Origin of the sequence: Polynucleobacter corsicus (genome assembly GCF_018688255.1) — a bacterium.
In the GTDB taxonomy this organism is placed as follows: domain Bacteria; phylum Pseudomonadota; class Gammaproteobacteria; order Burkholderiales; family Burkholderiaceae; genus Polynucleobacter; species Polynucleobacter corsicus.
In genome coordinates this window covers 942129-963451 of record NZ_CP061314.1, presented here as the reverse complement: position 1 = coordinate 963451, position 21323 = coordinate 942129, and the positions used below count along the sequence as shown (strand labels likewise).

Sequence of the window (21323 nt, the reverse complement as noted above, 5' to 3'; positions counted from 1 at the left end):
AATTCCTGTTATAAATATCAGACTATAAAGAGGAGACAATAATGCACCGCATCATTATGAACGGACTACTACTAAGCACAACATTAATCGCTGGTAACGCAGTCGCCCATAAACCTACCGAACCCGCCCATCAACTATATATAGAGGGTAATTTTGCCCTTGAGAATGGTTCGGTCATTAAAGACTTTGAGCTTTCCTATACGACACAGGGAACCTTAAATGCCGATAAGAGTAATGCCATACTCATGGTCACTGCAATTGGTGGTAATCACCATCGCATTGATTACCTCATTGGCCCTGGTAAAGCGTTAGATACAGATAAATATTTTGTGATTTGTACTGATGCTATTGGAAATGGCTTAACGACTTCTCCATCAAATAGTAAATTACAACCCAATATCCAATTTCCAGAATTCAATATGCGCGATATGGTGAACAGCCAATATCGCCTTATTGCCGATCACTTCGGAATAAAAAAGCTGGTGGCAGTAGTTGGCGCATCTATGGGTGGCATGCAAGCACTGCAATGGGCAGTCTCCTATCCGAATTCCATGCAGGCAATCATTCCAATCATTCCGCTTGCAAAAACGAATGCGTGGACAACGGGTGTTCTCGAGATGCTACGCCAAAGCATCATGACAGATCCAGGCTATCAAGGTGGTAAATACGATAAGCCCGTTGAGCAAGGCATGCGACTGTGGTCGGGATGGCTTAGCGGCGTAATTGTCAGAACTCCAGCATATCAAGAACAGCTAAACGCAACGCCTGAAGCTGAAATTGAGTATCTAAAAAAGGTACAGGATGCAGGGTGGAAAAGGATGGATGCCAACGATTGGATCTGGCAATCAAGAGCCTATGACCGTCATGATGTTGGTCAAACGCAAGGCTTCAACGGTAACACTTCTGCAGCTTTAAAGTCAATCAAAGCTAAAACCCTCATTCTTGCTGGAACTGGCGACTTACTCAATCCAGAATCCGATGCCAAACTTTCGGCTAAATTAATTCCAGGAGCTAAATACCTAGCAATTAATGATCGCCTCCCTATGGGCCACCTATCAGGTGCCGGGGCCACTAAAGATGAGAATGCATTTCAGAATAAAGTTATTACAGATTTCTTAGCAAATCTTAAGAAATAATTCCTCATAGGGGTCCGTCCGACCGCTATTTTTTATTGGCAATCTTTTACGACTTCAATAATCTTTTGCTCTTAAGAGCAATACTTCGCCTCCAAAGCGGATGTTGAATTGACCTGATCATCAACCATTCGGTTAAGGGTCATTTGCGCTGCATCTTTATTCTCTTGGACTTTCAGATTTAAGTTAATCAATCCGGCTACGTCCTTGCGAATAGAGGTGTTGCCATAGCGCAAGCTCTTTAATGTAGATACAGCCTCAGCAGAAATCTTGCATTGCTGGCTTAGCAACTCAGAAGAATCTGATGAGGTATTTGCATATGCCAATGCAGCTACAGAGATTGAGACAACAGCCAATAAAGTCTTCTTCATCTTATTTCCTTAATTTGTGACCACATGTTGGACAACAACCCGAATCTTTTGCTTTTGTTTTTCTTAAGGCGGCATAGACGCTAGATTCTGAAATTTCCATCTTCCTAGCGGCCTGAGCCGCTGTCATCCCCTTCCCTATCCAATCTAAAGCTTGATGTGTTTTTGGTATCGCTTTTCTCATTTAACCTCCTTTGGTAATACTATATTACAGAATTTGTGAAGTTGTGAAGTTGTGAACTATAATTTTGCTGTTGTTTTTTGATGCTGACTTAACGGCAAATGGGCTAAAAAGAGTAAATAGATGCGGTATAAAGTAGAAAGAGCAGATCAAAGACAATCAAATGACCATGAAAATACAAAATAGCCTTACTCAAGCTTGCGAGCTCATTCAAAAGGAGCAGCTTTCGGTCGATGACTATTTGGGGCAATGCGTAGCGCTGGCAGATGCATTGGAGCCGACATTAAAAGCGTTTACTGTCAGAGCTTCATTGCCTACCCTAATACAAGAATCAGGCTCGGGTCCACTCAGAGGCATTCCAGTGGCGATTAAAGATCTGATCGATACAAAAGATTTTGTAACAAGCTACGGATCCGTAATTTATAAAGATTTTGTACCTACTGAGGATGCTGAAATAGTCAAAAAGATTCGCGACTTAGGTGGCGTTATCTTTGGCAAAAGCGTCACAACCGAATTTGCATGGCGTAACCCGGGAGCTACAACCAATCCATGGAATGGTGGCCACACCCCAGGAGGATCTTCAAGCGGCTCTGCAGCAGCGGTTGCAAGCGGGATTGTGCCGCTGGCGATAGGATCCCAAACTGCAGGATCCATTATTAGACCGGCCTCATATTGTGGAATCGTTGGATATAAGGCAAGCTATGGAGCAGTTCCCCGCAGCGGAGTCCATCCAGTCTCTGGCTCACTAGATCACATTGGGTTTTTTACTAGATCCGTTGCAGATGCAGTGTATGCATTTAATTTGCTCAAAAATTCCACAACTGAAGAGAATGATTCAATTGTGATTCCTGAGCTTATTCTTAAACCAGTGAATGCAGTTTTAGATCAGCGGAAGCCCCGTTTTGCCATTCTCAGCTCTCCATTCGATGACTTGTTAAGCCAAGAACAGGTGGATATCGTAAAAAAGGCGGCGACATTATTAAAAGCCTCAGGCGCCAGCATTGAAGAACTATCGTTACCACAGACTTATTGGGATGGGATAGAAGCATTGGCAGTACTGATGTCATGTGAGGCTGCAGTAGTACATAAAAAACATCTTGAACAGTTTCCTGAACTGCTGGGCGCAGATATAAAAGAATTGATTGAAAAGGGAAATGCGTATTCCGAAAGGGATTACCTGGAAGCTAAAAATCTGCAGATTGCGTTACGTAAGTCCATCGGCAGCTATTTTGAGCAGTTTGATGCAATCTTGGCACCCCCTGCAACCGGCGAGGCACCAAAAGGTCTCAGCTTTACCGGAAATCCAGTCTTTTGCTCTCTTTGGACTTTTATAGGCACTCCAGCCATCGCGCTACCCGTAGGCAAATCCAGCAATGGACTTCCACTAGGCATTCAGCTCATCGGTGCTTACTGTGAGGATGAAAAATTAGTCAATATGGCCGCGTTTGCCGAGGCAAGCTTTAAGGCTCCATACAACTAGCAGTGTTATAAATGAATCATGTCCAGATATGAATCTGGGGTGAGAAAAGAACTGAATTCAGGAGAAGCGTAATGTCCTTATATTTCGAGAAGCGTAGAGGCTTACTTCTATTAATCACTGCCCTAGCCTGTTGTGCGGTAGGAGTAGCAAATGCTCAAACCAATGCAAGTTGGCCTGATAAGCCCATCAAGATCGTTGTGGGCTACTCCGCTGGAGGGGCTACAGATATATTGGCACGTTTAGTTGCAGTCAAAATGGGTAACACTTTGGGTCAGACAGTGATTGTTGAAAACAAGCCTGGTGCCAATAGCAACGTAGGCGCAGAAATCGTTGCACGGTCACCAGCTGATGGGTATACCCTTTACGCTTTTTCAATTGCCAACACCATCAATATGTCGCTATATCCAAAACTGGGATATGACGCGCTAAAAGATTTAGAGCCTATTGGCATGATTGCCAAGATTCCCAATATTTTGGTAGTTAATCCAAATCTTCCAATCAAAACAGTGGCGGACTATGTGCGCTATGCCAAAGAATCAAAAGATGGCGTAACTTTTGCATCCTCCGGTAGTGGCTCATCTATTCATCTCTCCGGTGAAATGTTTAAGATGCAATCGAAAATCCAAATGCTGCACATCCCTTATAAGGGCAGCGCTCCTGCTGTCACAGATTTATTAGGAGGACAGGTCGACTCCATGTTTGATAACGCCCCTTCTGCAATGCCTCATATTCAAAGTGGAAAGCTTCGTGCAGTTGGCATTACCAGTGCACAACGATCCCCATTGTTGCCCGAGCTACCTACACTTGCCGAATCTGGTTACCCCAATTTTGACGTGCAGTCTTGGTTTGCCTTAGCTGCTCCTGCGGCAACCCCGAGGCCCATCATTGAAAAGCTCAATGCTGCGCTGAATAAGGCGCTCACAGCACCAGATGTGCGTCAACGTCTGCAAGAGTTGGGAGCTACACCTGAACCTGGCTCGCCAGAGAAAATGCGTGACTTCGCAACAGCTGAGGTGAAACGCTGGCGTGAAGTAGTTAAAGCATCTGGCGCAAAAGCCGAATAAAACACACCAGAAAGAAGGAAGTCTCCGCATGTTTCCAATCGACTTCTTTTGGCGAGCATCTTTGCGCTGGCCAAAACGTACAGCCATCGATACGCCTACTGGCCCGATTAGCTATGAAGAATTAGCTTCCAAAGTGAAGGCGCTTGCCAGCGCTCTTATAGCGCTGGATCCTCATCTTCAAAGCCGCGTGGCAATTTGCTCCGGCAATAGCGCGGAGCACATCATCGCCCTATTGGCGATACTTGCCTCTGGCAAAGTATGGGTTCCACTCAACCCTAAAAGTACCAGGCCTGAAATACGACGCATCATCGACATCACAGAACCAAGTCTCATCATTCATGATCAAGCCTTAGGTGAATTATTAACCGATGCCCCAGGTATTTTTATTCTGACCGACATGAATGTTGGGCAGGCATCTAGCAAAACGATGGATAACTTGATTCAAGGTCACGATGGTGCCCCACTCCCATCATTTGACCTGCCTTTAGATGCCACTCAAGCGATCAAATTTACTGGCGGTACTACAGGTGCTCCAAAAGGGGTAATGCAACCCTATCGCGCCTGGTTAGCTAATATTACTAACCAGATTCAGTCCTGGGGCTTTGATGAGAATGAGCGCTACATTGTTGCAGCGCCAATTACTCACGGTACATCAACTTATATTGTGCCCATTCTTGCGCAAGGTGGATGCCATGTCATCTTAGACGGGGCTGGCGCTGAAGTAGTTCGTACGGCCTTTAGAGAGCGCGGAGGCACCGCCTCCTTTATGCCACCAACACTGCTGTACATGTTGATGGCATTACCCGATTCCTCACGCAAAGATTTTCCCAAGCTGCGCAGATTAATCTATGGTGGCGCACCAATGCCCGCAGAAAAAGTGCGTGCTGTACGGGAATTTTTTGGTCCTGTGCTGTGTACTACCTATGGTCAAACAGAAGCGCCTCAAATATTAACCGTCATGAAACCAGAGGATTTTGAAGATCCTCAAAATTGGGCTGCTGTAGGTTGCACTACTGGGTTTACTGATGTCGCTATCATGGCGCCCGACGGTAGCTTCCTACCCACAGGTGAAATCGGTGAGGTAGTAGCACGTGGAGATCTACTCATGACAGGATATTGGCGCATGCCAGAGAAAACTGCAGAGACGATCATTGATGGCTGGCTGCATACTGGAGATCGTGGCTTGATTGATCAGCGTGGCTACCTCTATCTAAAAGACCGTCTCAAAGATATTGTGATCACTGGCGGATTTAATGTCTATCCAGTCGATGTTGAAAATGCTTTAAGCCAACACCCCGCCGTTCATGAATGTCTTGTTTTTGGTATTCCAGATGATAAGTGGGGAGAGAGTGTGCAAGCGGCAGTTCAACTTCGCCCTGGCCAGCAAGCTAATGAGGCAGAGCTGATTGCTTTTGTGCGCGAACTCTTGGGCCCGGTTCAGACACCGAAACGCATCCACTTTTATGACAGTCTGCCTCGCTCCAATGTAGGTAAATTACTCAAGAGTGCCGTCCTCCAAAATATTCTTAACCCCTCAATACATTCTTAATGAAGCCATCATGACTAATTCATCTAGCAAAACACCAGTAACGAGTTTGTGTACTCATACCCTTATTAGCCTGCACTATCGCGATGCAGACCTTGTCGAAGACTTGATGGGCAAAAAAACATTTACAGAAGTGATGTTGATGCAAATCTTAGGCAGAAATCCGCGGCCTGTAGATATCCGAATTACTGACGTTGTGCTCATTGTTCTAATGGAGCATGGCCTCACACCTAGCGCAATTGCAACGCGATTGATTTACATGAGCGCGCCAGAAAATCTTCAGGGAGCGGTATCAGCTGGTTTGCTGGCTGTCGGTAGTTCTTTTATTGGCACCATGGAAAATTGTTCTGGCTTATTAGATCGCATTACAGCAGCAAGTAACCCTGAGGCAGAAGCACTCGAGATAGCGCAACATTACAAAGCAATCAAGGCCGCAGTTCCGGGATTTGGACATCACCTTCATAAACCAGTAGACCCAAGAGCATACAAACTATTGGAAATGGGCCGGGCTGAACCAGACCTCAAGGGCGATAAGATCCGCGCACTGGAAATTCTATCGAAAGCGGTTGATACGGTAGCTGGTCGCCCGATTACGATCAATGCTACTGGTGCAGTAGCTGCGCTGCTGGGTGAGATCGGCATTCCGACTGCAGTAATGCGTGGCTTTGCCGTTATCTCACGCTCAGCAGGTTTGGTAGCTCATATTGTTGAAGAGCAACAGAGTCCCTCTGGTCGTTTTATTTGGGATACCGTTGAACATGCCATTCCCTTTGTGGATGGTGCCAATAAGATTGGCTAAGCATGGTCTCTCAAACTCAAGTAGCTAAAGAATGCGTATTAATTACTGGCGCTAGCCGCGGTATCGGGCGAGCAATTGCTGAGCGCCTGATTGCCGATGGTATGCATGTCATTAATTTTGACAAAATAGCTCCTCAAGAAAGTTCAACTCATGAAAGTTTCTATGAAGTCGATGTATCAAATGAAACTACATTACGAAGTGCGCTGATAGAGGCGATATCAAAGCATCCAATTACCCGCTTAGTCAATAATGCGGGCATTGTGCGCCCTGCCACAATTGAAAAAACGAGCATCGAAGATTTTTATGCAGTGATGAATGTGAATGTTGCGGCAGCCATTATTTGTGTACAGGAACTTCTCCCCACCATGAAAGCCGCTCACTTTGGACGGATTGTGAACATCTCTAGTCGCGCAGCTTTAGGCAAAGCAGAGCGAGTTGCCTATGCCACTTCTAAAGCGGGCTTGCTAGGGCTCACGCGCACATTGGCCTTAGAGCTTGCGGCTGATGGCATCACTGTGAACGCTATTGGACCTGGCCCTATTGCAACAGAGCTCTTTCAGAGCGCAAACCCTCCAGGTGCGCCTGCTACACAACGTATTCTGGATAGCGTACCCTTGGGTCGTATTGGTCAACCAGAAGAAGTAGCGCATATCGTTGCTTCACTACTAGATCAACGCGCTGGATTTACCACCGGCCAAGTAGTATATGTTTGTGGTGGCATGACAGTAGGACTACATCAATAAATGACTATAACTTCACATCCTCCCGGCTTACCAACTGATCTAACTGGTCGCACTATTTTTGTCTCTGGCGGCGGCTCGGCTGGACCGGGTTGGAGTATTGGCAGAGCATCTTGTGTCACTTACGCCAGACTGGGCGCCAATGTCTGCGTAGTTGATCGAGATGCAGCCTCCGCAGAAGAAACCACGAAGATTATTGTGCAGGAAGGTGGCGTTGCCCAGACCTTTGTCGGCGATGTTTCTGAAGAGGATGAAGTAAAGCGACTCTTTACCCAGGCTCGCAATCAATTTGGTCCTATCGATGTTTTGCATCACAACGTGGGCATCGGTAAAGTTGGCGGCCCTATGGAAACGAGTGCCGAAGATTTTGATCGTATTCATAAGGTGAATGTGCGTAGCCTCTTACTGGCAGCCCAAGAGGTTTTGCCTGAGATGGCATCCAGGGGCACAGGAAATATCATCGCTATTTCATCGGTAGCGGGCATGCGTTATTTGGGCTACCCGCATCTGGCCTATAGCGTTACCAAGGCAGCCAATACCCAATTTATTCGGATGATTGCTCAACAGTACGCAAGCCAAGGCATTCGTGCCAATACAGTGGTGCCCGGTTTAATTGATACCCCCCGTATTGCCAATACCGTAGCGAAAATGTTCTCAGAAAATGGCCTAGATGAGGCTCGTGCCGCTAGAGATAAGCAAGTTCCTATGGGTAGATCAGGAACAGCATGGGATGTGGCTTATGCCTGCGCCTTCCTGGTATCGGATGCTGCCGCCTACATTACCGGGACTGAACTGGTCGTAGATGGCGGAATTACTGGAAAATACGTATAAAAAAGCCCCAATTAAGGGGCTTAGTTATTTGTCGCGGCGGTAATGAGTAGGTTAAATCACAAGGATTTGGCGGAGACGAGAGGATTCGAACCTCCGATCAGAGTTTTAGCCCCGATGCTCCCTTAGCAGGGGAGTGCCTTCGACCAGCTCGGCCACGTCTCCCTACCCACAACAACTACAACGACTCACAGTTTAACGGATTCCGTTGACCACGAGGTTTTAATGCCTTTTTAAAGCAACTCCGACTAACTCTTACTTCTGATCTAGCTCAAACACCTTATGAAGCGCACGTACAGCCAGCTCCATATACTTTTCATCGATAACCACGGAAATCTTGATTTCGCTGGTAGAAATCATGAGGATATTGATACCCTCCTCCGACAATGTGCGGAACATTTTGCTGGCAACACCCACGTGGGAGCGCATGCCGACACCCACCACCGAGACCTTTGAGACCTTTGGGTCGCCATTAATTTCTTTTGCTTCAATATGGGCTTGCACATTCTTCTTGAGCAAGTCCAATGCTTTTTGATAATCAGCGCGTGGCACTGTAAAAGTAAAGTCTGTTTTACCTTCAAATGATTGATTCTGAATAATCATATCCACATCAATATTGGCATCCGCAATCGGACCCAAGATTTGATAGGCAATACCTGGGCGATCAGGAACTCCCAGAACGGTAATTTTTGCTTCATCACGCGCAAAGGCGATGCCGGAAATAACTGCGGCTTCCATAGTGCTGTCCTCTTCAAATGTAATCAAGGTGCCCGACTTCATCTCTTGGTCTAAGGGCATCAACGGATCTGTCAGTGATGACAGAACACGGGTTTTAACTTTGTACTTACCAGCAAACTCCACTGAACGAATCTGCAACACCTTTGAACCAAGACTTGCCATCTCTAGCATCTCTTCAAAAGTAATCTTGTCCAGACGACGTGCATCTTCACAAACACGTGGATCAGTTGTATAGACACCATCCACGTCGGTGTAGATCAAGCACTCATCCGCTTTGAGGGCTGCAGCCATGGCAACAGCTGATGTATCAGAGCCCCCACGACCTAAAGTGGTGATATTGCCATTCGGATCAACGCCCTGAAAACCAGTGACCACTACCGCACGCCCTGCATTGAGATCAGCCAGGATTTTTTTGTCATCAATACTCTTGATGCGTGCTTTAGTAAATGAGGAGTCCGTATGGACAGTCACCTGCCAACCGGCATAGCTCACTGCATCAACACCTTCACGCAATAAAGCCAGGGCTAATAAGCCAGAACTAACTTGCTCGCCTGTGGAGGCAATTTGATCGAGCTCGCGTGGGCTTGCATCAGGATTGATGTCTTTTGCCAAACCAAGCAAACGATTGGTTTCTCCGGACATCGCTGAAGGCACCACAACCACCTGGTGACCTGCACGCATCCATTTTGCAACGCGTTTAGCGACATTCTGAATGCGCTCAACCGAGCCCATTGAGGTGCCACCATACTTATGAACGATAAGAGCCATAAAAACCGTTGTATTGTCTATTTACAGGGAATTACATTCCCTAGGGTCTAAAAGGGGCTTATTTTACAGGGTTTTTATCACTCAAAACTAAGGTGATTGACACTAGATCAATCTGACTATACGATTTGGTGTTACCTAAGTAACACCAGGAGACCGATTATGAGTATTGTCAGCACAACCTCTTTAAAGCTCACAGAAGAAATTAAGCTGCAAGCTGCGAATGCCGCTAGAGAGATGGGCATGACTCCCCATGCATTTATGGTGGAAGCAATCAAGCAAGCCAGCATCAATGCGGAGATACGCAGAAACTTCATTCAGCAAGCCAGCATTGCTCGCGAAGGGGTTATGAAGAATGGTAAGGTCTATGAATCAGATAAAGTTTTCGAGGCTATGAAAGCCCGCATCGCTGGAAAAAAATCTACACTAAAGGTTAGCAATTGCTAAGAATTGTTTTTGCACCGCAAGCACTTGATGATTTAGAAAGACTGACTGAATCCCTAATTGAAAATGACAAAAATGCTGCGCTTCGCACTATCGAGCTCATTGAAGAAGCGATCCAAATCCTAGCGAGACATCCTCTGGTAGGACGCCTTTGCGATACCCACCTGAGAGAGTTAGTAATCTCACGTGGAAAGAGTGGCTATGTCGCCCTATATAGTTTTGAAGAATCAAAAAATATGATTCTCATCAATGCCATTCTTCACCAAAAAGAATCTGGCGGGCTCTACTGAGTTATAGCCACTCCCAGGAAGGCAGAACTCTTTTTCCTGATGAGACTAAATGCGGGTAGCTCGTCCCTACCCCAGCAACGCCTACGAGCTGGTTGTTGATATACAGCAGCGACGCCTGTCGCTCCCAAGGTGGCGTATCCGACTCTTGAAAGAGGTTCTTGAGGGTTTTGCGCGGGGAATTGGGCTTGATTTGCAGCTTTTCTGCGCCCTGGCGTAGTCTTTCTTCAATCAGACCTTGCTCTTGAGCTGCATTGACCCAATCAGCAGGCAAGCCAAGCGACTTACTTCGTACGGGCACGTCTTGGAAAACCCACCGCCCTGCCTTGCAATGGGCAATCTGTAAGATGCTACGCCACAAATAAATACTCGCCTCATCATGCTGCCACTCCAAGTTCGAGTCTAGTTTTACAGCTTTCAGGTCTTTCCACCAAGACTCAAGACGTTCCTGAGATGGCATTGCCAGATCATTTAACTTCAACCAATAACGCATGACATTATTCGCAGCGGGTTGATCCGTCTTGGCAAGAGCTAAAAGAGGCGCTAGCTTTAGCTTATCGCTTTGAAAAATACCCTTTCCATCTTGCTTAGCTAGGCGATCAAGCAACACTTGGGATTGAGCCAGCAAGGTAGCGCTGCGGGCTAGGTTGACAATTGCACCAGGCTGAATTTTCTCCAGCCTCGGAATAATGTCTTTACGAATCGCATTGCGTCGATAGCGTGTATTTTGATTGCTAGGATCTTCTACCCATTTGAGTTTATGTTCTTTGGCATAGACCTCTAACTCTGCCCTGCTTTGATTGAGCAATGGGCGCCAGAGGGTAATTGGGCCTCCCTGGGTTGGGTTGGCACGATGCAGAGGCATGCCAGACAGACCCGCTACGCCAGAGCCACGTAGGAGTTGTAAGAGCACAGTTTCAGCTTGGTCGTTTTGATGGTGCGCCAGCAGCAAATCTTCAATGCCATGCTCGATACATAAATCAGTCAAGGCATCGTAGCGCTCTGCCCTTGCTCGGGCTTCAATATTGCCCTGAGAATGATCAGCAAAATGCAGTAGACGAAAATCAAAATTCACTTGGTATTTTTTAGCCAACTTCTCACAAAACTCCAGCCATTGATCAGCAGGCTTTTGTAATCCATGATGAATATGGAATACCCAAATCTCAGTTGGGTCATTGGAATTAGCTTTGACTGCCTTACAAACAGTATCAAGCAACACAACGGAATCGAGCCCACCGCTTAAGGCAAGCCCAATTCGTTTGGCCGCTGGTGAAGCCGCCTTAAGACTTGGCTTCGATTTCCTTGAACTTGCCATAGCTCATCAAGCGTTCATGGCGACGCTCTAGTAGCGCATCCACTTTCATTCCATCGAAAGTCTTGAGTGACTCAGCCAAAGCTTTGCGCATATTGTTCATCATCGTGTCGTAATCACGATGTGCGCCGCCAATAGGCTCAGCGACGATCTTATCAATCAAGCCAATCGCTTTTAAACGTTGTGCAGTCAAGCCTAATTGCTCAGCAGCTTCAGGCGCCTTATCTGCAGTCTTCCAAAGAATAGATGCGCAGCCTTCAGGTGAGATTACCGAGTAAGTGGAGTTTTGCAACATCAACACCACATCACCCATCGCAATCGCTAATGCACCTCCGGAACCACCCTCACCAATAATAGTGGCGATGATCGGCACTTCTAATTCTGCTTGAACATAGAGGTTGTGACCAATCGCTTCTGATTGGTTACGCTCTTCTGCATCAATCCCCGGAAATGCACCCGGCGTATCAACAAAAGTAAACACCGGTAATTTAAATTTTTCGGCCAGGCGCATGACGCGCTTTGCTTTTCGGTAACCCTCGGGGCGACTCATGCCAAAGTTTCTTAAGGCACGCTCTTTTGTATCGCGGCCTTTTTGGTGGCCAATAACCATGCAAGGCTGATTTTGAAAACGCGCTAAGCCAGTAATGATGGATTGGTCATCTGCAAAATTACGATCGCCATGCAGCTCATGAAAATCGGTGAACAAGGCAGCAACATAATCTAAGGTGTAAGGGCGCTGAGGATGACGCGCTACTTGTGAAACTTGCCATGGACTTAAGTTAGCATAGACATCTTTAGTCAGTTGCTGACTTTTTTCAGTCAGCGTTTTAATCTCATCAGAAATATCTACCGATGATTCATCTTGCACAAATTGCAGCTCTTCAATCTTTGACTCTAGTTCAGCGATTGATTGCTCAAAATCCAGGAAAGTCGTTTTCATAGTCTGATTTTAATATTCAACGGGCTTAGGGTCGATACTTCTCCACATATACCAAGTGGCTACCGTACGCCAAGGGGCCCAATTTGCAGCCACTTCACGGGCTTCATGCCTGCTCACAGGCTCACCGCTGAAGTAATTGACGGAAATAGCCTTAATCAGTCCGGCATCATCTAAAGGGAGGATATTAGGCCTAATCATGTTGAAAATCAGGAACATTTCGGCTGTCCAGCGACCAATTCCCCGAATTCCACACAATTCTTTAATGATGGCCTCATCTTCCATGCCTTTCCACTGATTGGCATGTAAACGACCAGAATCAAAGTGTTCAGCCAAATCCCGGATGTACTCCACCTTGCGACCCGATAATCCTGCTGCCCGCAAATCATCAATGCTGAGGGTCAGAATATTTTTAGGATTGACTTTGTTTTTAGATGCTAGCAAAACCTTAGACCAAACAGACTGCGCTGCAGCAACCGAAATTTGCTGGCCAACGATCGCTCTTGCTAGAGTAGTAAATGCATCACCACGTGTCCGCAAAAAACCTGAGCCATATTTTGGAATCAGTTTTTTTAAAATACGATCGTGCTTCATCAGCTCTGCACAAGCTTGCTCCCAATAATCAGGGGCAATTTCTTCAACGATGACTTGCTGTGCAACTCTACTCAAAATAAATATTCTTCAATTAACTTTTGCGCCATTCGGTAATACCACCGGGTTTATCTTCTAATACTACGCCCTGATCTAATAAAGTCTTGCGAATTAAATCAGCCTGAGCAAAATCTTTAGCTAGCTTTGCAGCGACTCGTGCTGCAATCTGCTCTTCAATAGCAGAAGCAGATAAGCTTGCATCGCCACCCCGGGATCCTTCTTGCAAAAATACGATTGGGTCACGTTGCAAGAAATTGAGAGTTCTAGCCAACTCCTTGAGCGTATTAGCCAACTGCACTTTTTCTTCGCCCTGCGCACGGTTCACTTCGGTGGCTAAATCAAACAGAGCTGCGATTGCCTCAGGTGTATTAAAGTCATCATTCATCGCATCAGTAAAGCGCTGAGACCATACTGAATTGGGGTCTACAGGTTTATCGCTTAATGTCACTTGCGCTAGGGCCGTATAAAGACGAATTAATCCAGCCCGTGCCTCTTCGAGCTGTGCATCACTATAGTTAATTGGGCTGCGATAGTGGGCGCGTAGCATAAAGAAACGCAGGACCTCGGGGTCGAAGCTCTTTAAGACATCGCGAATGAGGAAAAAATTACCCAATGACTTGGACATCTTCTCTTCATTGACTCGGATATGCCCGTTATGCATCCAGTAATTTACAAAAGGCGCATCGCTAGCCTGGTGATCTTGGCCATAGAGGGCCCCCTCGCTCTGAGCAATCTCATTCTCATGATGCGGAAACTGCAAATCTGCACCACCGCCATGGATATCAAAATGCTCACCTAGCAAATCGCATGACATGGCAGAGCATTCAATATGCCATCCAGGGCGACCTTCACCCCAAGGAGATTTCCAACGCGTATCTGTAGGCTCCTCTGGTTTGGCGCTCTTCCATAGAACAAAATCCAATGGATCTCTTTTACCGCCGCCTACAGCGACACGCTCACCAGCATTTAATTCATCTAGAGATTTACCGGAAAGACGACCGTATTCTGGAAACAAGCGAACAGCGAAATTGACATCGCCATCCTCGCCTTGATAGGCTAATTCTTTTTCAATCAAGCGGCCGATGATGCCCTGCATTTGCCCGATGTAATCTGTGGCACGAGGCTCATGATCGGGGTGCATTAAGCCCAATTCATTTGAGTCGGCATGCATCGCATCAATAAAACGCTGAGTCAAAGCGGAAATCGGCTCGCCATTCTCAATTGCTCGATTGATGATCTTGTCATCGATATCTGTGATGTTGCGGACGTAAACAACCTCATAAGCACTCGCACGCAGCCAGCGGACCACCATGTCAAAGACAATCATCACGCGGGCGTGACCAATGTGGCAAAAGTCATAAACCGTCATTCCGCAGACATACATCTTCACCTTACCCGGCTCAATGGGTTTAAAGGCCTGTTTAGAACGACTGAGGGTGTTATAGATTTGCAGCATAGGGGCTATAAAGGTGGGCAAGTAGCGCCAATTTGTTAGACTGAGCGCTGAGTATATCGAATGAGCCCGTTTTTCACCCCAAACCCTATGTTAGCTAACCATTTTTTACTACGTCCAGCCCAGCTGAGTGGCTTGTGCGCCATTTTTGGTGTTTTACTGCTGGTGGGCTGCAGCACCCCTGGGCAACAGTTAGCAGAGGCTGAAATTAAGGCTCTTAATAGCTCCCCCGCCGCTGCTCAAGGTACGCAAGCACCCTATCTAGGATCATATGGCCCTAATGACCCTCAAAGACTAGCTGGTAATGACGCGGGCTACGATCAATTTAATGCCGAGCTGTCAGACTCTGTAGCTGTTCCGTTTTTATCCTTTTTAATTATTGAACCTGATCCAGTAACTAAAAATGGGGTTCCGTCCGATATTGAAAAGCTGGTCAAAGCCAAAAAATATCCTGAGGCTATCGACAGCATTAATAAGCAACTCAAGAAAACGCCCGGCAATGTTCAATTACGTTATGTCAAAGCACGTATGCAGATTGAAATGCGCCAGTGGACAGAAGCTAAAAACACCTTGCTTGAAATTACCCAGCAATTTCCGGAGCTACCTGAGCCATATAACAACTTAGCTGCACTTGCAGCAAATCAAGACAATTGGATTGAGGCAAGAGATTATTTAGAGCTCGCCTTGAAATTACGCCCGAGCTATACAGTTGCCTCTGCCAACTTAGGTGAGGTCTATATTCGTCTTGCTGCACAGGCTTATGACAATGCCGCAAAGGATGCAGTCTTAAATCAGCGTCAATACACCAATCGTGCAAAAGCATTAATGGAGATACTGAAACCACCTAAAAAGGTGACTGCACCGATGGCACCAGTCTCAAAATAATTTTTCTAGTATTTTTATCCACTAACACATAGAAAGTGAATTCATCATGACTAAAGTTCTGCTCAAAACAAATAAGGGTGATATCACCCTCACACTAGATGCTGCTAAAGCACCAAAGACCGTTGCTAATTTTGTGCAGTACGTCAAAAGTGGTCACTACGATGGCACGATTTTCCATCGCGTGATCGACAACTTTATGGTTCAAGGTGGCGGCATGACTGCTGGCCTGAAAGAAAAAAAATCTGGCGCCCAAATTGAGAATGAAGCAAACAACGGCCTTAAGAACGATCGCGGCACAGTGGCTATGGCTCGCACTAGCGACCCGCACTCTGCGACAGCGCAATTTTTTATTAACGTCAATGACAATGACTTCTTAAACCACACCGCTCCAAATGCTCAAGGTTGGGGTTATGCGGTGTTTGGCAAAGTTACCGATGGTCTTGATGTGGTTGATGCCATTCGTAAAGTCAAAACAGGTAATGCCGGTTTCCATCAAGATGTTCCTGCAGAAGATATCGTCCTTGAAAAGGCCAGCGTTCTCGAGGAATGATTCCGCAATACGCGAGCGCGCTGCTCATTTCTGATTTACATCTCACGCCGTCAATGCCCTTGACGGCGCAACGCTTCTTTGATTTTTGCGAAAAAGATGCTCCTAAGGTAGAGGCTGTGTTGATCTTAGGAGACCTATTTGAGTATTGGGTTGGAGATGACGCCGCTCTATATTCACCTTTTCAACAAGAAGTAAAAAATGCGCTTGCAACACTGTCCACCAAAGTAAAAACCTACTACCTTCACGGTAATCGGGACTTTTTAGTTGGCAAGTATTTTTTAAGTAAAACAGGTATGACCCTCTTGCCCGATCCTAGCAAGATCAATATTGCAGGCTCTGACTATGTTCTCTGTCACGGCGACTCGCTTTGCACAGCAGACATTGGCTACCAAGTTTTCCGTAGCTGGGTTCGTAAGCCCTGGATCCAAAAACTATTCTTAAGAATGCCTTTGAACTGGCGCCGCTCGATTGCTAATCACCTGCGCAGCAATAGTGGCGTGCAGTATCAACGATCAATGCAATCTTCAGCTAAGGGTACGCAAGTAAAAATGGATGTCACCTTGACTGCCTGCGCAGCAGTTCTAAAAGATCAAGCTGGAAATCAATTGATACATGGTCACACGCATCTCCCTAAACACCATCAAGAGCATCTGCAAGATCAAGAATGGCAACGATGGGTCTTATCAGACTGGGACTTAGATCATCCCGAAAGTGGGCGGCCACGCGCAAGCGCCCTACTCATTAATCAAGACGGCGTACGTTACGCCGACCTAATCAAAACTTAATAGTGCCGAGGAATTAACAGGTGGAGTATTTGGATAAGCACTGCACCATCTGAGCAAAAATGCGTGGATTTGCGCTCATCACTTCACCACTTTGCAGGAAGCCTTCTTCACCACGGTAGTTACCGACAAGTCCGCCAGACTCAGTAATCAATAAAGCGCCTGCGGCCATATCCCATGGCTTAAGATCACTTTCAAAAAATCCATCGTAACGACCAGCAGCAACATAGGCTAGATCAAGAGATGCAGCACCAGGACGACGCAGACCGGCACACTGGCGCGACATATCTGCAAAGATTTTTAAATACTTTTCTAAGTCCTGATCTTCGCGATAAGGAAAACCAGTGCCCAACAGAGAGTTGGCTAAACGATCTTGCGAGGCAACGCGTAAACGCCGACGATCTAAGTAAGCACCTGCACCGCGCGTGGCAGTAAATAGCTCATCACGAGTTGGGTCATACACCACTGCTTGTTGGGTTACCCCATTTACAGATAGTGCAATGGAAACTGCATATTGTGGAAAACCGTGAATAAAGTTGGTGGTGCCATCGAGCGGATCAATGATCCAAACGTTTTCAGCATCAGTGTTTTGGGCGCCAGTTTCTTCAGCCAAGAATCCGTGTGAAGGATAGGCTTCGCTGAGCGTTTCAATAATGGCTGCTTCAGCCTGTCTGTCCACCTCGGTTACGAAATCATTATGTTGTTTGCGGTCAACCTGAAGTCGCTCTAAATTTAGAGAGGCTCTATTAATCACGGTTCCGGCACGACGGGCAGCCTTAACGGCCACATTTAACATGGGATGCATAGTATTGATGGACAAATTAAATAAGAACAAGCTCACCAGATTGCAAACTGCGGGACAATAAGGAGCTAACACTCTGATTCTAAACGATTGCTACATTGAACTCCCAAGACACTAGAGAATTCCTGTTGATATGAATGCCGCACAAGCACAGTTACTCCGGTGGGTTTTAGTTGAAACCAGCCACCCAGGAAACGTGGGGTCGGCAGCCCGCGCACTGAAAACCATGGGGTTTAGTGATCTGCGCCTGATTGCACCGAAGATTGCAGGAGTTGCCCGGGTACCTGAGGCCATTGCTCTTGCTAGCGGTGCGGTCGATGTCTTGGAATCTAGTCAAGAGACATCGTCCTTGGAATCAGCCGTTCAAGGCTGCACTCTTGTCTTAGGGCTCACCAGTCGTGATCGTGAATTTGGACCCCCAGCATTAAATTGGCAAGACGCTCGCCCATTAGTTCAGGCAGCCATTGCGGGTAATCAGCAAGTTGCCCTCCTCTTTGGGCCAGAGCGCACTGGGCTAGATAACCACCACCTCTCACTGTGCACCCATCGTGTTTGGCTTGATGCGAACCCACTCTACCCCTCCCTGAACCTAGCCCAAGCCATCATGGTTTGCGCCTTCACCCTCAGAGAATCTCTGGGGGAGGATTTGGGGCTTGCACCCTTAGGCCCCGACACTGAGCCGGTAGATTATGCGGATCCTGCGGCTGTAGCTGCCATGCTGGAGCACTGGCGCGAGGGGCTGGAGGCCATTGGCTACCTTGATCCCGCCAACCCCAAAAAGCTCATGCCCCGCTTACAAGCGCTATTTGCCAGAACGCGACTTCATAAGGAAGAAATCGACCTACTCCGGGGCATTGCCAAGCAGATGCTCCTGAAAAAATAGATTAGGCTTTACCCGTTAAAATCAACTTATATGCTTAATTCGCTCTTCGACCAAGTCGACTCCATCATTGTTCGTGACCCTGCCGCAAGAAATCGTCTAGAGGTCATTACCTGCTATCCAGGCTTACATGCAGTTTGGATACATCGGGCGTCACATGGTCTATGGAACTTAGGTTTAAAGTGGATTGCCCGCCTGCTATCAATGCTAGCCCGCTTCGTTACTGGTATCGAAATTCATCCTGGAGCGAAGATTGGTCGCAGAGTATTTTTGGATCACGGTCTTGGCATCGTGATTGGAGAGACTACTGAAATTGGTGATGACTGCACCATCTATCAAGGCGTTACCTTAGGCGGAACATCCCTTTATAAAGGCGTAAAGCGTCACCCCACTCTAGGTAAAGGCGTAGTCATTAGTGCGGGAGCTAAGGTTCTTGGTGGCTTCACTGTAGGTGATGGCGCTCGCGTTGGATCTAACGCCGTAGTGCTAAAAGAAATCCCAGCTGGCGCAACTGCCGTCGGAATTCCTGCGCGCATCTTGCATCCTGATTTGCCACAGGCCAGCTCTCCGGATAGCAAGGCTAAAGAATACTTCTCAGCCTATGGCGTAACACCAAACGTAGATGATCCAGTTTCTATGGCATTAAAAGGATTAATTGATGCCACCTTGGAACAAGAAGTCAAAATCGCTGCACTTGAAAAAGCACTAGCAAAATTGAGTAATACGCCTTCATCACCCAGTGATGAAGCTAGTGATACCAAGCGTGATCTTGGAGCTCTAAAAGAGTGGCTTAAAGAGTAGTCTCTACTCTTAGTGCAGAGTTGGTGATGAGCTACCAGAGTTAGAGATTGGGCCAGCAGAGTCATCCCCGCCGTCATCCGAATCATCAGGCATTCCAAATGTAAATGCTTCACCACCCTCAGGCTGTTGATTTTCAATCTCTTCATCCGTAGCAGTGCGGATATCTTCCACTTGAACCCAGAAGCGCAAAGCCATACCAGCGAGCGGATGATTCCCATCTAAAACAACTTGGCTATCAGCCACATCAGTAACGGTGTAGATTAAGGGGTCTTCATCTTGATCATCAGGGTCTTCCCCTTCCTCATCAGGAACACCCTCAAACTGCATGCCGACTTCCAAAGGTTCAGGAAAGCGTGCGCGTGGCTCAATCTTGAGTAACTCGGGGTCGTATTCTCCAAAGGCTTCGCTAGGTTCAAGCTGAATGCTGGCTTCGTAGCCTACATCCTGACCGTCCAATAAAGTTTCAATTTTGGGAAAAGTGCCCTCGTATCCGCCATGCAGGTATACCATCGGAGAGTCTGGTTCCTCGATAATATTATTTTGCGCATCAGTTAATTTGTAGCGCAGGGATACAACGGTATTTTTTTCGATCTTCATGCGTAATTCATTCAACATTGTGTTTTAAACAGCTTCTTACTGATATGACAGCATTTTACTTGAGCAAGCCCTACGATCCACCACAGGCACCCCAAAACCTGCCACTAGATCGCCCCTGGGCTCTTCTAGGGGGCAATAGCCCCCAGCAGTTCATGAAATCCTATTGGCAAAAGAAGCCGCTATTAGTGCGAGGTGCCATCCCCGCCTTTGAGCTTGCCAAACAAATAGGCGATCCCTTGGGTAGCGCGATATCGCCGGAAGAGCTGTTCAAAATAGCTGCTGATGATGCCGTGGAGTCTAGGTTAATCAAGGCCAAGCCTTGGACTTTTACAAATGGTCCATTTAAAAAGAAATCGATTCCCACCATCGATAAAACGGATTGGACATTACTTCTTCAAGGTATGGAAGCAAAACATCCTGCGGCTGCCAAAGTATTGTCTTGGTTTCGCTTTATTCCGGATGCGCGCTTAGATGATTTGATGATTAGTATTGCTGGTCCTGGCGGCGGCGTAGGCCCCCACTTTGATTCTTATGATGTCTTTTTAATTCAGATGTCGGGACGCAGACGTTGGCAAATTTCCGAGCAAAAGGATTTAACCCTGAATCCAAATCTGCCTATGAAAATTCTGCAGGACTTTAGAGTCGAGCAGGAATGGGATCTGGAACCAGGCGACATGCTTTACCTGCCACCCCATGTTGCTCATGATGGGATTGCTTTGGATGCCGGCTGTCAAACTTGGTCAGTTGGCTTTAGATCGCAAAGCTATAAAGAAATCTTGCAAGAAGGCTTATGGCGTTTAGCTGAATCGCTAGAAGATATTCCTGAACTCAATCAGCACTTTGCGGATCCCAAGCAAGGGGCAACTCATTGTGCAGAGCAACTTCCAGCAGAAATCATTACGCAAGTAGCGCAAAAGTTAAAAGGCTTACAACTAGATCGCGTAGAAACATTTCTTCCGGGCATAGCCGCCTATCTCAGCGAACCAAAACCACAGGCCTACTTTGATGGAGCGGCCAATGAACTCTCGCCTGAACAATTTAGGCGCCAACTTACCAAGCAAGCCTTGCAAGCACACCCCTACACAAGGCTTCTTGCTTTGGGTCCAAGAATTTACTGCAATGGCGAAGAGATGACCGACGGTCAAACCGCCCCCGTAAAAGCCGCCTGGCGCTCACTAGCAAGCAGCAAACAGTTCAAGGGTTCTTTAGGAAAAATTGGAATAAACAATAGCCTTTTTGAGGCTTTTGAAGCCGGATGGCTTCTTTTTTAACGATCAATTAGTAGATGGCTATAATGAAC

General features: G+C 46.8%; 23 protein-coding genes and 1 tRNA gene. 15 read left to right on the top strand and 9 right to left on the bottom strand.

What is annotated here, in order from left to right; genetic code table 11:
- Positions 1-41: 41 nt before the first annotated feature.
- A complete protein-coding gene (locus tag C2747_RS05040; protein ID WP_215332938.1) occupies positions 42-1136 on the top strand; it encodes an alpha/beta fold hydrolase in 1095 nt (364 codons plus the stop codon).
- Between the two features lie 71 nt (positions 1137-1207).
- Here the strand turns inward: C2747_RS05040 and C2747_RS05035 are convergent, their stop codons facing one another.
- On the bottom strand, positions 1208-1504 hold the full coding sequence (locus C2747_RS05035; protein ID WP_215332936.1) for a hypothetical protein: 297 nt from the start codon (positions 1502-1504) through the stop codon (positions 1208-1210).
- Positions 1505-1845: 341 nt separating this feature from the next.
- On the opposite strand from C2747_RS05035, the gene C2747_RS05030 reads away from it, so the two are divergent.
- The 6 genes from C2747_RS05030 (at position 1846) to C2747_RS05005 (ending at position 8142) form a co-directional block, all read left to right on the top strand.
- Positions 1846-3162 carry an amidase gene (locus C2747_RS05030; RefSeq protein ID WP_251374833.1) on the top strand — a complete coding sequence of 439 codons (1317 nt, stop codon included), beginning with the start codon at positions 1846-1848 and terminating at the stop codon, positions 3160-3162.
- A 71-nt stretch (positions 3163-3233) separates the two neighbouring features.
- Positions 3234-4226 carry a Bug family tripartite tricarboxylate transporter substrate binding protein gene (locus tag C2747_RS05025; protein ID WP_215332934.1) on the top strand — a complete coding sequence of 331 codons (993 nt, stop codon included), beginning with the start codon at positions 3234-3236 and terminating at the stop codon, positions 4224-4226.
- Between the two features lie 28 nt (positions 4227-4254).
- On the top strand, positions 4255-5775 hold the full coding sequence (locus tag C2747_RS05020) for a class I adenylate-forming enzyme family protein (RefSeq protein ID WP_215332932.1): 1521 nt from the start codon (positions 4255-4257) through the stop codon (positions 5773-5775).
- Between the two features lie 10 nt (positions 5776-5785).
- Positions 5786-6571 (top strand): citryl-CoA lyase, encoded by a 786-nt coding sequence (locus tag C2747_RS05015; protein ID WP_215332930.1) that lies wholly within the window; start codon positions 5786-5788, stop codon positions 6569-6571.
- Between the two features lie 2 nt (positions 6572-6573).
- Entirely contained in the window at positions 6574-7314 is a 741-nt protein-coding gene (locus C2747_RS05010; protein ID WP_215332928.1) for an SDR family oxidoreductase, read from the top strand.
- Positions 7315-8142 (top strand): SDR family NAD(P)-dependent oxidoreductase, encoded by an 828-nt coding sequence (locus tag C2747_RS05005; protein WP_215332926.1) that lies wholly within the window; start codon positions 7315-7317, stop codon positions 8140-8142.
- Between the two features lie 67 nt (positions 8143-8209).
- Here C2747_RS05005 and C2747_RS05000 read toward each other — a convergent pair.
- Both C2747_RS05000 and C2747_RS04995 read right to left on the bottom strand, forming a co-directional pair.
- Positions 8210-8304: transfer RNA gene (locus C2747_RS05000), tRNA-Ser, on the bottom strand.
- Positions 8305-8394: 90 nt separating this feature from the next.
- On the bottom strand, positions 8395-9645 hold the full coding sequence (locus tag C2747_RS04995; protein ID WP_215332924.1) for an aspartate kinase: 1251 nt from the start codon (positions 9643-9645) through the stop codon (positions 8395-8397).
- 159 nt (positions 9646-9804) lie between these two features.
- Here C2747_RS04995 and C2747_RS04990 point away from each other — a divergent pair, with 159 nt between their 5' ends.
- Together C2747_RS04990 and C2747_RS04985 are read left to right on the top strand one after the other, a co-directional pair.
- Positions 9805-10089: a hypothetical protein gene (locus tag C2747_RS04990; protein ID WP_215332923.1), complete on the top strand. Its 285-nt coding sequence runs from the start codon at positions 9805-9807 to the stop codon at positions 10087-10089.
- Positions 10083-10376 (top strand): type II toxin-antitoxin system RelE/ParE family toxin, encoded by a 294-nt coding sequence (locus tag C2747_RS04985; protein WP_215332921.1) that lies wholly within the window; start codon positions 10083-10085, stop codon positions 10374-10376. Before C2747_RS04990 ends, C2747_RS04985 begins: the two co-directional genes overlap by 7 nt.
- A gap of 1 nt (position 10377) precedes the next feature.
- On the opposite strand, the gene tilS is transcribed toward C2747_RS04985, so the two are convergent.
- Genes tilS through cysS form a run of 4 tightly spaced genes read right to left on the bottom strand, consistent with a single transcriptional unit; the run spans position 10378 to position 14729 of the window.
- Entirely contained in the window at positions 10378-11688 is a 1311-nt protein-coding gene (gene tilS, locus C2747_RS04980; RefSeq protein ID WP_215332919.1) for a tRNA lysidine(34) synthetase TilS, read from the bottom strand.
- On the bottom strand, positions 11654-12625 hold the full coding sequence (locus C2747_RS04975; protein WP_215332917.1) for an acetyl-CoA carboxylase carboxyltransferase subunit alpha: 972 nt from the start codon (positions 12623-12625) through the stop codon (positions 11654-11656). The genes tilS and C2747_RS04975 overlap by 35 nt, the downstream gene beginning before the upstream one ends.
- Positions 12626-12634: 9 nt before the next feature.
- A complete protein-coding gene (locus tag C2747_RS04970) occupies positions 12635-13291 on the bottom strand; it encodes a DNA-3-methyladenine glycosylase family protein (RefSeq protein ID WP_251374832.1) in 657 nt (218 codons plus the stop codon).
- A gap of 16 nt (positions 13292-13307) precedes the next feature.
- Positions 13308-14729: a cysteine--tRNA ligase gene (gene cysS, locus C2747_RS04965; RefSeq protein WP_215332915.1), complete on the bottom strand. Its 1422-nt coding sequence runs from the start codon at positions 14727-14729 to the stop codon at positions 13308-13310.
- 87 nt (positions 14730-14816) lie between these two features.
- Here cysS and C2747_RS04960 point away from each other — a divergent pair, with 87 nt between their 5' ends.
- Genes C2747_RS04960 through C2747_RS04950 form a run of 3 tightly spaced genes read left to right on the top strand, consistent with a single transcriptional unit; the run spans position 14817 to position 16946 of the window.
- The gene (locus tag C2747_RS04960; RefSeq protein WP_251374831.1) at positions 14817-15611 is read left to right on the top strand and encodes a tetratricopeptide repeat protein; all 795 of its coding nucleotides are present in this window, start codon (positions 14817-14819) and stop codon (positions 15609-15611) included.
- Between the two features lie 46 nt (positions 15612-15657).
- Positions 15658-16161 (top strand): peptidylprolyl isomerase, encoded by a 504-nt coding sequence (locus C2747_RS04955; protein ID WP_215332911.1) that lies wholly within the window; start codon positions 15658-15660, stop codon positions 16159-16161.
- Positions 16158-16946, top strand: a complete 789-nt coding sequence (locus C2747_RS04950; RefSeq protein WP_215332909.1) for a UDP-2,3-diacylglucosamine diphosphatase — start codon at positions 16158-16160, stop codon at positions 16944-16946. The genes C2747_RS04955 and C2747_RS04950 overlap by 4 nt, the downstream gene beginning before the upstream one ends.
- Positions 16947-16959: 13 nt before the next feature.
- On the opposite strand, the gene C2747_RS04945 is transcribed toward C2747_RS04950, so the two are convergent.
- Positions 16960-17748: an inositol monophosphatase family protein gene (locus C2747_RS04945; protein WP_215332907.1), complete on the bottom strand. Its 789-nt coding sequence runs from the start codon at positions 17746-17748 to the stop codon at positions 16960-16962.
- Positions 17749-17878: 130 nt separating this feature from the next.
- Here C2747_RS04945 and C2747_RS04940 point away from each other — a divergent pair, with 130 nt between their 5' ends.
- Positions 17879-18628 (top strand): RNA methyltransferase, encoded by a 750-nt coding sequence (locus C2747_RS04940; RefSeq protein ID WP_215332905.1) that lies wholly within the window; start codon positions 17879-17881, stop codon positions 18626-18628.
- 30 nt (positions 18629-18658) lie between these two features.
- A complete protein-coding gene (gene cysE / locus C2747_RS04935) occupies positions 18659-19426 on the top strand; it encodes a serine O-acetyltransferase (RefSeq protein WP_215332903.1) in 768 nt (255 codons plus the stop codon).
- A gap of 9 nt (positions 19427-19435) precedes the next feature.
- Here cysE and C2747_RS04930 read toward each other — a convergent pair whose 3' ends face one another.
- Positions 19436-20023, bottom strand: a complete 588-nt coding sequence (locus C2747_RS04930) for an FKBP-type peptidyl-prolyl cis-trans isomerase (protein ID WP_251374857.1) — start codon at positions 20021-20023, stop codon at positions 19436-19438.
- A 44-nt stretch (positions 20024-20067) separates the two neighbouring features.
- Here C2747_RS04930 and C2747_RS04925 point away from each other — a divergent pair, with 44 nt between their 5' ends.
- The gene (locus C2747_RS04925; RefSeq protein ID WP_215332899.1) at positions 20068-21294 is read left to right on the top strand and encodes a cupin domain-containing protein; all 1227 of its coding nucleotides are present in this window, start codon (positions 20068-20070) and stop codon (positions 21292-21294) included.
- Positions 21295-21323: the final 29 nt, after the last annotated feature.

Excerpts from the sequence above, each read along its gene's own strand:
- C2747_RS05010 (WP_215332928.1), top strand. The coding sequence starts at position 6,574 with ATGGTCTCTCAAACTCAAGTAGCTAAAGAATGCGTATTAATTACTGGC.
- C2747_RS04940 (WP_215332905.1), top strand. The coding sequence starts at position 17,879 with ATGAATGCCGCACAAGCACAGTTACTCCGGTGGGTTTTAGTTGAAACC.
- C2747_RS05030 (WP_251374833.1), top strand. The coding sequence starts at position 1,846 with ATGACCATGAAAATACAAAATAGCCTTACTCAAGCTTGCGAGCTCATT.
- C2747_RS04990 (WP_215332923.1), top strand. The coding sequence starts at position 9,805 with ATGAGTATTGTCAGCACAACCTCTTTAAAGCTCACAGAAGAAATTAAG.
- C2747_RS05040 (WP_215332938.1), top strand. The coding sequence starts at position 42 with ATGCACCGCATCATTATGAACGGACTACTACTAAGCACAACATTAATC.
- C2747_RS04960 (WP_251374831.1), top strand. The coding sequence starts at position 14,817 with ATGTTAGCTAACCATTTTTTACTACGTCCAGCCCAGCTGAGTGGCTTG.
- C2747_RS04925 (WP_215332899.1), top strand. The coding sequence starts at position 20,068 with ATGACAGCATTTTACTTGAGCAAGCCCTACGATCCACCACAGGCACCC.
- C2747_RS05035 (WP_215332936.1), bottom strand. The coding sequence starts at position 1,504 with ATGAAGAAGACTTTATTGGCTGTTGTCTCAATCTCTGTAGCTGCATTG.
- cysS (WP_215332915.1), bottom strand. The coding sequence starts at position 14,729 with ATGCTGCAAATCTATAACACCCTCAGTCGTTCTAAACAGGCCTTTAAA.
- C2747_RS04955 (WP_215332911.1), top strand. The coding sequence starts at position 15,658 with ATGACTAAAGTTCTGCTCAAAACAAATAAGGGTGATATCACCCTCACA.
- C2747_RS04930 (WP_251374857.1), bottom strand. The coding sequence starts at position 20,023 with ATGAAGATCGAAAAAAATACCGTTGTATCCCTGCGCTACAAATTAACT.
- cysE (WP_215332903.1), top strand. The coding sequence starts at position 18,659 with ATGCTTAATTCGCTCTTCGACCAAGTCGACTCCATCATTGTTCGTGAC.
- C2747_RS04945 (WP_215332907.1), bottom strand. The coding sequence starts at position 17,748 with ATGCATCCCATGTTAAATGTGGCCGTTAAGGCTGCCCGTCGTGCCGGA.
- C2747_RS04950 (WP_215332909.1), top strand. The coding sequence starts at position 16,158 with ATGATTCCGCAATACGCGAGCGCGCTGCTCATTTCTGATTTACATCTC.
- C2747_RS05015 (WP_215332930.1), top strand. The coding sequence starts at position 5,786 with ATGACTAATTCATCTAGCAAAACACCAGTAACGAGTTTGTGTACTCAT.
- tilS (WP_215332919.1), bottom strand. The coding sequence starts at position 11,688 with ATGGCAAGTTCAAGGAAATCGAAGCCAAGTCTTAAGGCGGCTTCACCA.
- C2747_RS04995 (WP_215332924.1), bottom strand. The coding sequence starts at position 9,645 with ATGGCTCTTATCGTTCATAAGTATGGTGGCACCTCAATGGGCTCGGTT.
- C2747_RS05020 (WP_215332932.1), top strand. The coding sequence starts at position 4,255 with ATGTTTCCAATCGACTTCTTTTGGCGAGCATCTTTGCGCTGGCCAAAA.
- C2747_RS04975 (WP_215332917.1), bottom strand. The coding sequence starts at position 12,625 with ATGAAAACGACTTTCCTGGATTTTGAGCAATCAATCGCTGAACTAGAG.
- C2747_RS05025 (WP_215332934.1), top strand. The coding sequence starts at position 3,234 with ATGTCCTTATATTTCGAGAAGCGTAGAGGCTTACTTCTATTAATCACT.
- C2747_RS05005 (WP_215332926.1), top strand. The coding sequence starts at position 7,315 with ATGACTATAACTTCACATCCTCCCGGCTTACCAACTGATCTAACTGGT.